The organism is Bacillus inaquosorum (assembly GCF_023238325.1).
GTDB classification, from domain to species: domain Bacteria; phylum Bacillota; class Bacilli; order Bacillales; family Bacillaceae; genus Bacillus; species Bacillus inaquosorum.
Window position 1 is genome coordinate 3465336 of record NZ_CP096592.1, and the last position, 13715, is coordinate 3479050.

At 46.1% G+C, this 13715-nt stretch carries 11 protein-coding genes and 1 other annotated feature; of the genes, 2 read left to right on the forward strand and 9 right to left on the reverse strand.

Going from position 1 to position 13715, the window contains the following annotated elements:
• Positions 1 to 9 precede the first annotated feature (9 nt).
• The 6 genes from gpmI to araE form a co-directional block, all read right to left on the reverse strand.
• Positions 10 to 1545, reverse strand: a complete 1536-nt coding sequence (gpmI, locus tag M1M80_RS17645) for a 2,3-bisphosphoglycerate-independent phosphoglycerate mutase (RefSeq protein ID WP_003235212.1) — start codon at positions 1543 to 1545, stop codon at positions 10 to 12.
• Positions 1538 to 2299 (reverse strand): triose-phosphate isomerase, encoded by a 762-nt coding sequence (gene tpiA, locus M1M80_RS17650; protein ID WP_003235214.1) that lies wholly within the window; start codon positions 2297 to 2299, stop codon positions 1538 to 1540. The genes gpmI and tpiA overlap by 8 nt, the downstream gene beginning before the upstream one ends.
• A 30-nt stretch (positions 2300 to 2329) precedes the next feature.
• The gene (locus M1M80_RS17655; RefSeq protein WP_003235216.1) at positions 2330 to 3514 is read right to left on the reverse strand and encodes a phosphoglycerate kinase; all 1185 of its coding nucleotides are present in this window, start codon (positions 3512 to 3514) and stop codon (positions 2330 to 2332) included.
• A 315-nt stretch (positions 3515 to 3829) separates the two neighbouring features.
• The gene (gap, locus tag M1M80_RS17660) at positions 3830 to 4837 is read right to left on the reverse strand and encodes a type I glyceraldehyde-3-phosphate dehydrogenase (RefSeq protein ID WP_003219957.1); all 1008 of its coding nucleotides are present in this window, start codon (positions 4835 to 4837) and stop codon (positions 3830 to 3832) included.
• Between the two features lie 46 nt (positions 4838 to 4883).
• The gene (gene cggR / locus M1M80_RS17665; protein WP_060399509.1) at positions 4884 to 5906 is read right to left on the reverse strand and encodes a gapA transcriptional regulator CggR; all 1023 of its coding nucleotides are present in this window, start codon (positions 5904 to 5906) and stop codon (positions 4884 to 4886) included.
• A 298-nt stretch (positions 5907 to 6204) separates the two neighbouring features.
• A complete protein-coding gene (araE, locus tag M1M80_RS17670) occupies positions 6205 to 7599 on the reverse strand; it encodes an arabinose-proton symporter AraE (RefSeq protein WP_003235220.1) in 1395 nt (464 codons plus the stop codon).
• Positions 7600 to 7802: 203 nt separating this feature from the next.
• On the opposite strand from araE, the gene araR reads away from it, so the two are divergent.
• Positions 7803 to 8891: an arabinose utilization transcriptional regulator AraR gene (gene araR, locus M1M80_RS17675; protein ID WP_003235221.1), complete on the forward strand. Its 1089-nt coding sequence runs from the start codon at positions 7803 to 7805 to the stop codon at positions 8889 to 8891.
• A 47-nt stretch (positions 8892 to 8938) separates the two neighbouring features.
• Here the strand turns inward: araR and M1M80_RS17680 are convergent, their stop codons facing one another.
• Together M1M80_RS17680 and M1M80_RS17685 are read right to left on the reverse strand one after the other, a co-directional pair.
• Positions 8939 to 9949: an LLM class flavin-dependent oxidoreductase gene (locus M1M80_RS17680; RefSeq protein WP_060399510.1), complete on the reverse strand. Its 1011-nt coding sequence runs from the start codon at positions 9947 to 9949 to the stop codon at positions 8939 to 8941.
• A gap of 157 nt (positions 9950 to 10106) precedes the next feature.
• Positions 10107 to 10985: a LysR family transcriptional regulator gene (locus tag M1M80_RS17685; protein WP_060399511.1), complete on the reverse strand. Its 879-nt coding sequence runs from the start codon at positions 10983 to 10985 to the stop codon at positions 10107 to 10109.
• A gap of 97 nt (positions 10986 to 11082) precedes the next feature.
• Here M1M80_RS17685 and M1M80_RS17690 point away from each other — a divergent pair, with 97 nt between their 5' ends.
• Positions 11083 to 12000: a DMT family transporter gene (locus tag M1M80_RS17690; RefSeq protein WP_060399512.1), complete on the forward strand. Its 918-nt coding sequence runs from the start codon at positions 11083 to 11085 to the stop codon at positions 11998 to 12000.
• 39 nt (positions 12001 to 12039) lie between these two features.
• Here the strand turns inward: M1M80_RS17690 and M1M80_RS17695 are convergent, their stop codons facing one another.
• Positions 12040 to 13383, reverse strand: a complete 1344-nt coding sequence (locus tag M1M80_RS17695) for an amino acid permease (protein ID WP_003235229.1) — start codon at positions 13381 to 13383, stop codon at positions 12040 to 12042.
• A 64-nt stretch (positions 13384 to 13447) separates the two neighbouring features.
• Positions 13448 to 13683, reverse strand: a binding site (T-box leader).
• Positions 13684 to 13715: the final 32 nt, after the last annotated feature.

Here is a 13715-nt window from a genome sequence, read left to right on the forward strand (position 1 = left end):
GATTTCAACTTATTTTTGAATTAAAGATGTTCCTGTCATTTCTTTCGGTTTTTCAACACCGAGAAGGTCTAATAACGTTGGTGCAAGGTCGCCTAGGATTCCGCCTTCACGCAGCGTAATGCCTTCTTTCGTAACAATCACAGGGACTGGGTTTGTCGTATGCGCAGTGTGCGGTTCGCCTGATTCTGTAATCAGAATGTCAGCATTACCGTGATCAGCGGTAATGATAGCATGTCCGCCTTTAGCGAGAATCGCGTCAACGACTTCGCCTAAGCATTCGTCCACTGCTTCAATTGCTTTAATTGTTGGTTCAACCATTCCGGAGTGGCCGACCATATCAGGGTTTGCGAAGTTAAGAATGATCGCGTCATGCTTGTCAGCTTCAATTTCTTTGACCAACGCGTCCTTCACTTCATACGCACTCATTTCAGGCTTCAAGTCATATGTTGCAACTTTCGGCGAGTTGATGAGAATACGCTCTTCACCCGGGAATTCAGCTTCACGGCCGCCGCTCATAAAGAACGTGACGTGCGGATACTTTTCAGTTTCTGCAATTCGAAGCTGTTTTAATCCGTGCTGAGATAATACTTCTCCGACTGTGTTATCAAGATTTATCGGTTTAAACGCCACATAGCCGTCAACTGATTCACTGAAGTGAGTCAGGCAGACGAAATGCAGGTTCTTCGGATAATTCTCGCCGCGGTCGAAATCGCGGAAGTCTTTGTTTGTGAACGTGTTAGAAATCTGGATGGCGCGGTCCGGTCTGAAATTATAGAAAATCACAGAATCGCCATCTTGGATTTTCGCAACAGGCTCACCGTTTTCTTTTGTGATGACGGATGGAATCACGAATTCATCGTAGATACCATTCGCATATGAATCATCCACAACATCCATTGCGCTGCGGTATGTCGGGCCTTCGCCGTACGCCATTGCGCGGTACGCTTTTTCTACACGGTCCCAGCGTTTGTCGCGGTCCATTGAGTAGTAGCGTCCGGAAACGCTGGCGATTTCTCCAACACCGATTTCCTCAATTTGTTCGTTCAGCTGCTTGATGTATGTTTTCGCTGTTTGCGGACCTACATCACGGCCGTCAAGGAAACCATGAATGTAAACCTTTGTCAGCCCTTCATTTTTCGCAAGCTTTAACAGCGCGAATAAATGGTTGATATGGCTGTGCACGCCGCCGTCTGATAAAAGACCGAACAGGTGCAGGGCTTTGTTGTTTTCTTTCGCGTTGCTAATCGCGTCAAGGAATGTTTGATTGCGTTCGAACTCCCCTTCACGAATGGCAACATTTACGCGTGTTAAGCTTTGGTACACAATACGTCCCGCACCGATATTTAAGTGACCTACTTCGGAGTTCCCCATCTGTCCGTCAGGAAGACCTACAGCCTCGCCTGAAGCAGTCAATGTTTGATGTGGATACTGGTTCCAATAGCGGTCAAAATTCGGTTTTTTCGCTAAAGCGACTGCGTTTCCTACTGTTTCGTTTCGTAATCCGAACCCATCAAGAATGATGAGTGCAGCTGGTTTTTTACTCATATTGACCTTCCTCCAATAATTGAACGAATGACTGTGGCTCAAGGCTCGCGCCGCCGACCAAAGCACCGTCAATATCGGACTCTGCCATATATTCTTTAATGTTTGCAGGCTTTACGCTTCCGCCATATTGGATGCGAAGCTTGTCTGCAGTTTCTTGGCTGAAGCTTTCAGCGACGGTTTTACGGATATGCGCACACACGTCGTTCGCATCTTTCGCTGTAGAAGATTTGCCTGTTCCGATTGCCCAGATTGGCTCATACGCAATAACAGAAGCAGCAACTTGTTCTTCAGAAAGACCAGCAAGGCCTTTTTTCACTTGGTCAGCAACAAGATCATTTGTTTTGCCGGCTTCGCGCTCTTCAAGCGTTTCACCCACACAGATGATCGGCACAATGCCGTGTTTGAAAGCAGCATGTGCTTTTTTGTTAACTGTTTCATCAGTTTCAGCGAACATTTCACGGCGCTCAGAGTGGCCGATGACGCAGTAGTCAACGCCAAGGTCTTTCAGTGCAACCGGGCTGATTTCGCCTGTGAACGCGCCGCTTTCTTCGAAGTGCATGTTTTGAGCGCCGACTTTTAGGTCAGTGCCTTTAACAGCAGAAGTAAGCTTTTCTAAGAAAAGTGCTGGCGCGCAAACAACAGCTTCCGCTTTGTCTGCTGCTGGAATGGAAGATTTCACTTCTTCAACGAAGCTGACAGCTTCGCCGAGTGTTTTGTTCATTTTCCAGTTACCGGCGATAATTGGTTTTCTCATCTGTTCCACTTCCTTATAGCAGTTTTGAGATTATTTATCGTTAAGTGCAGCTACCCCTGGAAGCTCTTTGCCTTCCATAAACTCAAGGGATGCGCCGCCGCCTGTTGAGATGTGGCTCATTTTGTCAGCAAGGCCGAATTTTTCAACCGCTGCCGCAGAGTCTCCTCCGCCGATGACAGAGTATGTATCTTTCGCCTCTGCCAATGCTTCCGCAACCGCTTTTGTTCCTTGAGCGAACAAGTCGATTTCGAATACGCCCATCGGTCCGTTCCACACGACAAGTTTGCTGTTTTTGATTACATCAGCATACGTTTCGCGTGTTTTCGTACCAATGTCGATTGCTTCTAAATCACTAGGGATTTCAGAGATCGGCACAATTTTCACGTTTGCATCGTTAGAGAAATCATCTGCAACGAGTACATCTTCAGGCATGTAGAAGTTAACGCCTTTTTCTTTCGCGCGGTCCATAAATGATTTCGCAAGCTCGATTTTATCCTCTTCAAGAAGAGATTTACCGACTTCATGGCCAAGCGCTTTAACGAATGTATAAGCGAGACCTCCGCCGATGATCAGGTTGTCTACTTTATCAAGAAGACTTTCGATCACACCGATTTTGTCTTTTACTTTCGCTCCGCCGATGATTGCTGTGAAAGGGCGGTCAGGGTTAGAAACCGCTTTTCCGAGTACGTCAAGCTCTTTTTCCATTAAGAAACCTGCAACTGCTGGCAGATGCTCGGCAATTCCAGCTGTAGATGCGTGAGCACGGTGGGCAGCACCGAATGCGTCATTTACATATACATCTGCAAGCTCAGCAAATGCTTTTGCAAGCTCAGGATCATTTTTCTCTTCACCAGGGTAGAAACGTACGTTTTCCAATACAAGAACGTCTCCGTCCTTCATGTCAGAAATTTGTGCTTTTACAGCATCGCCGTAAGCTTCATCTGCTTTTTTCACTTGTTTGCCAAGCAGTTCGCCGAGACGTGCAGCGACAGGAGTTAAACGAAGCTCCTCAACCACTTCGCCTTTCGGGCGGCCTAAGTGGCTCGCAAGAAGGACTTTCGCGCCTTGTTCTGCAAGGTGTTTGATTGTTGGAAGCGCAGCACGGATACGTGTATCGTCTGTTACTTCCCCGTCTTTCATTGGAACGTTAAAGTCAACGCGGCAGAATACAACTTTGCCTTTTACGTCGATGTCTTTGAGAGTTTTCTTATTCATGCCTAGGAGATCCTCCTTCAAAATGGTTTGCATACAGCACGAAAAACGTGAAACCGTCTGGTCAAGCGATAACTCCGCCAGGGCAGATCGCAGTCTTTTTCGGCACAGGGCAGTTCGTCTGAAGCCAGGGCAGCGGCCTTAGGCGAAAGCGCCGGCAAAACTGCTGAAACACGGTCGTTTCTCTTTCACAGAACGTTTTCTGAAAGCCGGTCTTCATGGAAAAAGGGAAAGGGAGTCCGTCCCCTTCCCTTGTCCGCTTTCATTATAGCGCTTCTATTCAAAAGAACCAAGTCAGGTCCTTTTTTCAGCTATAAATTAAAGACCTTTTTTTGCGATGTAAGCTGCAAGGTCAACAACGCGGTTAGAGTAGCCGCTTTCGTTATCGTACCAAGAAATTACTTTTACCATGCTGCCTTCCATAACCATTGTAGAAAGAGCATCGATTGTAGAAGAGTTTTTGTTTCCGTTGTAGTCGCCAGAAACTAATGGCTCTTCGCTGTAGCCAAGGATTCCTTTAAGATCGCCTTCAGCCGCTTCTTTAAGAGCTGCGTTTACTTCTTCAGCTGTTACTTCTTGGTTCAGTTCAGCAACCAAGTCAACTAGAGAAACGTTTGGAGTTGGAACACGCATTGCTCCACCGTTCAGTTTGCCTTTTAGTTCAGGAAGAACTAGAGAAACTGCTTTAGCAGCACCAGTTGATGTTGGGATGATGTTTTCAGCTGCTGCACGCGCACGACGGTAGTCTTTGTGCGGAAGATCAAGGATTTGCTGATCGTTCGTGTAAGAGTGAACAGTTGTCATCATACCGCGTTTGATGCCGAATTTATCGTTAAGTACTTTTGCAAACGGCGCAAGGCAGTTTGTTGTGCAAGATGCGTTAGAGATAACATCGTGGTTAGCCGCATCGTATTTATCTTCGTTAACACCCATAACGATTGTGATATCTTCTTCGTTAGCAGGAGCAGAGATGATTACTTTTTTCGCGCCAGCTTCTAAGTGTTTCGCAGCGTCTGCGCGTTTTGTGAAGAAACCAGTAGATTCAACCACGATTTCAACGCCTTGTTTGCCCCAGCTAAGTTTAGCAGGATCGCGTTCTGCAGAAACTTCAATTGTTTTGCCGTTAACAACAAGGTTGTTACCGTCAACTGAAACTTCAGCGTCTAATTTTCCGTGTACAGAATCATATTGTAAAAGGTGAGCCAGCATGTTAGCATCTGTTAAATCGTTAACCGCTACTACCTCAACTTCAGGATTGTTTAATGCTGCGCGGAATACGTTACGTCCAATACGACCAAAACCGTTAATACCGACTTTTACTGCCATGATTGTTTCCTCCTTTAAATAAGTGAGAGATATTTATATTGAGGGATTATTCATCCCTTAATAACTTCTTTGCGGCTCCTTCGTCTGTGACGAGAACCGTGTTGCGGGGCTTTTTAAAGTAAGCCTCGATCGCCTCGGCTTTTGATGATCCGCCCGCTACCGCAATAATAGCGGGGATGGCGTCTATGTCATCCAGCTGCATTCCGACAGAATGCACTTTGTGGACCACTTCGCCGTCCGCGTTAAAATAGTAGCCGAACGCTTCTGTCACCGCGTCGTTGTCATCTATTTTCTTTAAGTCTTCTAAAGGCGTATTTCTCCGCTCAGCCATAGTTTTAGCTTCGCCGATTCCGTGAACCAGCATACTCGCTGATTTAATGGTGTTCAGCACCTCTTTGACTGAAGGCTCTTCAATAATAGATGAATAGGCGCCTTGTGACAGCTGTCCCGGAACAAACAAAAGCCGGTAAGTGCCTGAAGCCTTCTCCGCCATATGCGCGCATATGGTGTTCGCCTGGTTTTTCACGTCTTCGCCTAAACCGCCTCTTGCGGGCACAAACAAAAGCTCGCGGTTTTTAGAATCCGGCGTCATCATTTCGGCGACAGCTTCAATTGTCGTACCGCCAGTTACAGCGACGATATTTTTGCCTGAAAATCTTTTTTTCATACATGCGACAGCTGCTCTTCCCATTTCTTTTTTGACCCATGGGGATTGGTCGCTGTCTCCGGATACGATAATGGCATCCTTTAGATTTAAACGTTCCTTTAATGTCTTTTCCAAAAGCGTCAAACCTAAAACATCTTTCATCGTATCTTCCAGAACGGAAAGCAGTTCGTAGCCCTCTTCTGTCAATGTCATGCCGTTTGTTTTAATATCAACCAGGTTCTGTTCCTTTAAAAACTGAACCTCGCCCCTCAGCACACGCTCGCTGATTCCGAGACTGGCAGACAGGCTTCTTCGCCCGATGGGTTCTGTCAGCCTGATATACTGCAAGATTTCAAACCTCTTTTGCATAACGACCAGAAGATCAGGCAATAATTTTTTTTGAGCTTGTATTAACTGGTTCATGACTCAAACGTTCCTTCCTTTTTTTGCTGGACATTATATGTCCCGCTATGACAAAAAACGTCCCATCATAGCCAAAAAAAATTATTTCTGCTTTCTTTAATTATTTTAACAGGGTGGAATTGTTTATTCAACTGTTAAGAGCCAATTCATCGACAATATTCGCAGAGTTTTCATGCCGCGGGGTTTTATCCAACAATATTTTTTCCTTTATATCTTTATCTTATACAGAAAACGCCAAAAGGTGCATCCCAACATAAACAGCCCTTCCAATAGAAAGGGCTGCTCTTTTAAAGCGTTTTCATTTTATCCAGAGCTTTTCAATCTCTTCGAGCGATTTGTTCTTTGTTTCCGGGCAGATCGTAACGACAAACAGGAAGCAAAGGATATTAATCACCGCAAAGATCCAGAATGTATAGGCGAGCCCGAATGAGTCGATCATCATTGGCACAAACTGTCCGATCGCCCAGTTTGCTCCCCATAAGAAGATGGTCGCAATCCCTGCGGCTCTCGCCCGAAGATGATTCGGGAAGATTTCAGAAATCATAATCCATGTGATCGGCCCTACAGATACACAAAATGCCGCCACAAAACCTAAAATAAAGAAGATCAGCATAAATCCGCTTGTTAACTGAAAGTAGAACGACGTTCCGATTAAGATCATAAAAATAGCCATAAAAGCAGAACCGATGGACATCAATTTTTTTCGTCCGACTTTATCAATCAGCAAAACCGCAATAACTGTAAAAATGACTTCTACAACACCGACAATACAGGTTGTCACAAATCCGGCATTTTGACCGAATCCCATCATTTTGAAAATTTCCGGCCCGTAGTAAGTAATCGCATTCATGCCGATGACTTGGTTAAAGAGCGCCAGCAGGATTCCAATGACAAGCGCCTTTCTGAGACCCGGCTTGAACAGCTGAGAGAGCGACCCCATTTGTTCTATTTTTAAAGAGTTCTCTATGTTCTTTAATTCTTCTTTTGCGACAGTTTCCCCATTAATACGTGTCAGTATCTTTAAAGCTTCATTTGTTTTGCCCGCTTTCGCCAGCCATCTCGGACTTTCCGGCACGACGAGCAATACGAGGAAAAAGATCACGGACGGCACCATTCCATAAGCAAGCATCCATCTCCAGCCGGTGTGAACGCCCCATTCGTATGTTCCAGACCGCTGCACAGCGAGATTAATAAAGTACGTTGCGGATATGCCCAATATCGTAAAGAGTTGATATAAGGAAGAAAGGCTTCCCCGGATGGCTGGCGGCGCCGCTTCCGTAATATACGTAACAGAGAGTGATGAGCCCATCCCAATCCCAAGGCCCCCGATAATCCTTGCAATGATTAAGGTAGACACATCTTGAGAAAGCGCCGAAACAATTGCTGATATCGCAAATAACAAAGCGGCTGTCATTAAAATTTTTCTCCGTCCGAACCTGTCGCTTAAAAATCCGGATATCCCGACGCCCGCCACTCCTCCAATCATAATGCTGGAAATCACAAGACCTTCCATAAACGGACTCAGGCTGTATAAATCTTTCAGAAAACCGATGGCGCCTGAAATCACTGCCGTGTCATAGCCGTACAATAAGCCGCCAAGTCCCGCCGCGCATGAGATCAAAATGACAAATCCCATTGAATGGCTTCTTGTTACAGGAGCATTTGGTTCTAATTGAGTTGGAGTATTCTTCATTTCCCTGCCCTCCCGAATGTTGAGTAAAGCGTTTACATTCACTTCTATAATTGTACGTACTTATATTAAAATTTAACGAAAATTTCATTTAATTAGTACGTACAAATATAGAATAATCTTGTTTGCATTTTCTGTCAATGTTTTCTTACAAAGAACGCTGTGATATACTGAAATTTGTCCGTATACATTTTGGAGGAATAGATATGTTACCAAAATACGCTCAAGTAAAAGAAGAAATCAGTTCATGGATTAATCAAGGCAAAATACTGCCTGATCAAAAGATCCCTACCGAAAACGAGTTAATGCAGCAATTCGGCGTCAGCCGGCATACCATTCGCAAAGCGATCGGAGACCTCGTATCACAAGGTCTGCTGTACAGCGTGCAAGGCGGGGGAACCTTTGTCGCTTCACGCTCTGCTAAGTCAGCGCTGCATTCCAATAAAACGATTGGTGTTCTGACAACCTACATATCAGACTATATTTTCCCGAGCATCATCAGAGGAATCGAGTCTTATTTAAGCGAGCAGGGATACTCCATGCTGCTGACCAGCACAAACAACAACCCGGACAATGAAAGAAGAGGGTTAGAGAACCTGCTGTCCCAGAATATCGACGGACTTATCGTGGAGCCGACAAAAAGCGCCCTGCAAACGCCGAATATCGGCTACTATTTAAATTTGGAGAAAAACGGAATTCCTTTCGCGATGATTAACGCTTCATACGCTGAGCTTGCTGCACCGAGTTTTACCTTGGATGATGTGAAAGGCGGCATGATGGCGGCAGAGCATCTCCTTTCTCTCGGCCACACGCACATGATGGGCATTTTTAAAGCTGATGATACACAAGGTGTGAAGCGGATGAACGGGTTTATTCAGGCGCACCGGGATCGTGAGCTATTCCCTTCTCCGGATATGATTGTGACATTTACGACGGAGGAAAAAGAATCAAAGCTGCTGGAGAAAGTGAAGGCCACACTGGAGAAAAACAGCAAGCATATGCCGACAGCCATTCTTTGTTATAACGATGAAATTGCGCTGAAGGTGATTGATATGCTGCGGGAGATGGATATCAAAGTGCCGGAGGATATGTCTATCGTCGGGTATGATGATTCGCATTTTGCCCAAATCTCCGAGGTGAAATTAACCTCTGTGAAGCATCCGAAATCCGTGCTTGGAAAAGCAGCTGCCAAATATGTCATTGACTGCTTAGAGCATAAAAAGCCGAAGCAGGAGGATGTCATTTTTGAGCCTGAATTGATCATCCGCCAGTCCGCACGAAAACTGAATGAATAAAAAAGCAATGTATGGGTCTCCCCGCTACATTGCTTTTTTTATAATTGTTATCTGTTTTTCCAAACGTCTGCGATGATTTCAAATGAACGCATTCTGTCTGTATGTTCAAAGGTTTCTGAGTTGACCATAATCTCATCAGCCTGTGTCGTTTTGACAAAGTCTTCGAGCTTCGCCTTCACTTCTTCCGCACCGCCGACAATCGTCGAGCTCAGCTGCTCATTGACCATCGCTTTTTCATACGGACTCCAGATTTGATCCATATCCTCAACAGGCGGCTTAAGCTGATTCGGCGTGCCGCGGACAAGATCAAGAAATCTTTGATAATGCGAAGTCGCAAGGTGCTGCGCTTTCTCGTTTGTATCTGCCGCGATAATGGTGACGCCGACCATCGCATACGGTTCATCGAGCACGTCTGACGGCGTAAAGGAATTGCGGTACAGCTCCAAAGCGGGAACCGTATTCGCCGGTGAAAAATGAGCGGCGAATGCAAACGGAAGACCTAGTTCGCCTGCCAGACGGGCGCTGAAGCCGCTTGAGCCCAGCAGCCAAATCGGCACATCTATGCCCTCTCCCGGAATGGCACGGACTTGATTGCGCACATTTCCGGACGGTTTAAAGTAATTGCGCAGTTCCTCTAATTGTTCTGGGAAATCTTCACCGCTGTTGATGTTTCTGCGGAGCGCTCTTGCTGTCAATTGGTCCGTTCCCGGAGCACGTCCGAGCCCCAGATCAATCCGTCCGGGATACAGCGTTTCCAGTGTGCCGAATTGCTCGGCAATCACTAGTGATGAGTGGTTCGGAAGCATAATACCGCCGGAACCGACGCGGATTTTCTTTGTGCCGCCCGCAATATGGCCAATCAGAACCGCGGTGGCAGAGCTTGCGACACCTTCTATATTATGATGCTCAGCGAGCCAGTAGCGATGATAGCCCCATTCCTCAGCACGGCGCGCCAAGTCCATGCTGTTTCGGAATGATTCCGCAACCGTTCCTCCCTGAACAACCGGAGATAAATTCAAGACAGAAAGCAAGGTATCTTTGCGTTGTTGAGTAGACATGTTTTTCTCCTTTGCAATTGTGATATCAGTAAACAGCCTCAAGCTGTCAAGTCATGATCGAAAGGACTTCTATCACACCATAACACAACTGCAATCAGGAATAAAAGAATTTGATTCGATGAGATTCGAACAATATAAAACGAACGGTTTGGCACCGTTATTCTGCCCCAAACAGCTCCTGCGCCATATCAATAAATAGTTTAGCCGCCAGAGAAGCCTCCTTTAGCGACGGAACAGCAAGCTGCACATCACGGTATACCGGCGGGTCCAGATCCCGCGTCACCACATGCTCCGGCAGCGGCATGCCCGACATAGACATTTCTGATAAGATCGCCAGGCCCAGTCCTTCTCTGATCATACTGATCGAGGTGTTCATATTATAGACTGTGAAAGCGGCGTTCAGCGTAGCACCCGCCTGCCTGAACATATCGATAAAAGGTGATTCATAGCCCCCGTCACAGACGATCATCGGTTCGTGATCGAGATCTTTCAGCGTAATGGCCGAACGGCTGCAAAGCGGGTGATCGTCCCTGAGAACGACGGACATTTTGTCTTTTTTCAGCGGAATGTACTCGATTTCCTCCGTCGGATACAGAAGAATGCCGACATCTATCATCCGCGTGTGAAGCCACTCCTTGACTTCATCTACCGTTCCTTCGTGCAGCACAAGCTCCAGTTTCGGATATTTTTGTTTAAACTCACTGATCAGCTTCGGCATAAAATAAGCCGAGGCAGTTGAGAATGTGCCGATATGGATCGTTCCCAGTTCAAGCCCTTTTTCCGCGGCTGCCACTTGCTCAACTTTTTCAATGCCTTTTAAGACTTCCCTGATGTGGACTAAGATCTTTTTCCCCGTATCGGTCAGCATCAGGCCATTGCGGCGGTCACGAATGATCAGCTTCACATCAAGCTCAGCCTCGATCGCAGAAATCGCATGGCTGACAGCCGGCTGTGTCATGTTCAGCGCCTGCCCCGCTTTTGTAAAGCTCCCCGTTTCAGCTATTTTTACGAAAACCCTTAATTGTGTAATGGTCATAACAATTTACTTATGCTCCTTATAAAAAAGATTCATTTTATTTATCTTATATTCTACAGTATCATAATGGAAAAGTTCTACAAGGAGTGATTGAACAGTGAAGCAGCTTTCAAAAACGAAGACAGCTATCCTTCTCGCCTTTCTCGTCATCACGTGGGGCATCAATTGGCCGCTGTCGAAAGCAGCGCTCGCCTATTCGCCGCCATTATTGTTCGCGGGCATCCGGACGCTGATCGGCGGGCTTTTATTAGTCATCGTCGCACTGCCGCGTATTCATAAATTGCGATTAAAAGAAACGTGGCCGATTTATCTTGTTTCTGCACTTTTAAATATTACGTTATTCTACGGCCTGCAAACGATCGGGCTGAATTACCTCCCGGCGGGACTGTTTTCCGCGATCGTCTTCTTTCAGCCGGTGCTGATGGGCGTGTTTTCTTGGCTTTGGCTCGGCGAATCCATGTTTGCGCTGAAAGTGATCGGGCTTATCCTCGGTTTTGCGGGAGTAGCTGTCATCAGTGCCGCAGGCTTTGGAGGGCATATTTCTGTCATTGGGGTTCTGCTGGCTCTCGGCTCCGCACTCAGCTGGGCGCTCGGGACAATATATATGAAAAAAACAGGCAGCCGCGTCGATTCCATCTGGATGGTCGCTTTGCAGCTGACGATCGGAAGCGTGTTTCTGCTTATATCCGGCTTTTGGACAGAAAGCTTTTCTGCGATCCAATGGACAGTTCCGTTTATTACGAGCCTGTTGTTCATCTCTGTCTTCGTTATCGCGCTTGGATGGCTTGTCTTTTTTACACTTGTCGGTTCAGGAGAAGCAAGCAAGGTCGCATCCTACACCTTTTTGATTCCGCTCATTTCGATCGTGGCAAGCTCCATTTTCCTTCATGAACCGCTTACCTTAAGCCTCTTGGCGGGTCTGCTGCTGATTGTGACGAGCATCTGCCTCGTGAATTCAAAATCAAAAGCACAGAAAGCGGCGGCGATTGGTGTAAATGAGAAGGCTGCACAATAATAAAAAAACCTCTTGTCGTTGTGACAAGAGGTTTCTCATTTACTGATGTTTACGTCCATTGATCCAATAAAAAATTGTAATCAAAAGATAAATCGCGGCAGTGATGAGGGTAATGACAATTGACGTTGTCATGATGACCCCGATCAGAATGGCGAGTAACGCCAAAACCGCAAACCATGTCGTGTACGGGAACCATTTTACATAATAGGCCGGTGTTTCTGTTTGCTCTTTTCTCGATTTCAAATGAGCAAATCCGATGATCAGCCAAATGAATAAAACGGTATACCCCAAAGATCCCATTAAGTAATTAAACGTTTGGCTTCCTGCGAACAGAGAAATCAATACGCCAATATAGAGAGAGGAAGTGCACATCAGAATCGCAAACATCGGTACATTTTTCGATGAAAGCTTCGAAAAGATCTTCGGAAGCCTTCCGTCAGTTGCCTGTGTATACAATATACGTGATGATCCGTATAAACCTGAATTCATTGAAGAAATGATCGCCAGCAGGATGACTGCGTTCATGATATGATCCGCGCCCGGAATGCCTACCATTTTAAAGACCATGACGAAAGGACTTTCTGGAACGGAATTGACTTGATTCCATGGAATCAGGCTGACGATGATGAAAAACGGCAGCAGGTAGAACGCGACAATCCGTGTCAATGTGCTGCGGACTGCTTTCGGGACAACCTTTTCAGGATTCTTTGTCTCAGCAAGCGTCACACCGATAATTTCTGTACCGCCGTAGGAGTAGATCACGACAAGCATCGCCGTAATCAGCCCTGTGCCGCCATGCGGGAAAAATCCGCCGTGCTCTGTCAGGTTTGAAAACCCGGCAGCTGTATGATCACCGAATGATACAAATAAGAGCAATAATCCTAAAATAATAAAGACAATAATAACGGTAATCTTGATCATTGCCAGCCAATATTCAGTTTCGGCAAAGATTTTAACAGAAAGCAAGTTCACAATCGTGACGATAAGAGAAATCCCTAATGCCAGCACCCAGATCGGGCAGCCCGGCAGCCAATATTGAATAAAGATCGCAGCGACAACAGCTTCAGCCGCAATGTTAAGCACCCACATTTTCCAGTATATCCAATCCAAGAAATAAGCAGCGTAATTTCCTAATACCTGCTGGACAAGATCTCGGAAGGTTCTGGCGTTACGGTTGCGCACAGCCATTTCCGCGAGCCCCTGCATAATAAACAGCAAAATAATTCCGCCGAGCAGGTATGCGATAATGACAGATGGACCTGCCACATCGATCGCTGAGCTGCTCCCTTTAAATAAACCTGCGCCGATTGCTCCGCCCAGCGCCATCATCATAATATGGCGGGACGTCATCGTGCGTTTTAACGTCTGATTGTCCTTTTTCATCCTCTTGTACCTCTCCTTCTCATTTTCAAAAACAAAAAAAGCCCGCCGTCTCCTATCTAATAGATAAAGAGACGACGAGCCTTTGGCTGACCGCGGTACCACTCTTGTTGATTCTTCGTAAAGAATCCAGCTTTTGACCTGTAACGAAGGTTAGCCGTTAAAACATAGGGAATATTCAATCTATTCCGTTCCGTCTTACCACTCCCGGGCGAGTTCAAAGAAGAATCAGGCTGCGTCGCACCACCCCGCAGCTCTCTTTTCTGATCTCTTTCTTTTACTGCTCCCATTCTATGTGTTGTAGTTTTCTGAAAAACTTAAATTTTATGATCTGA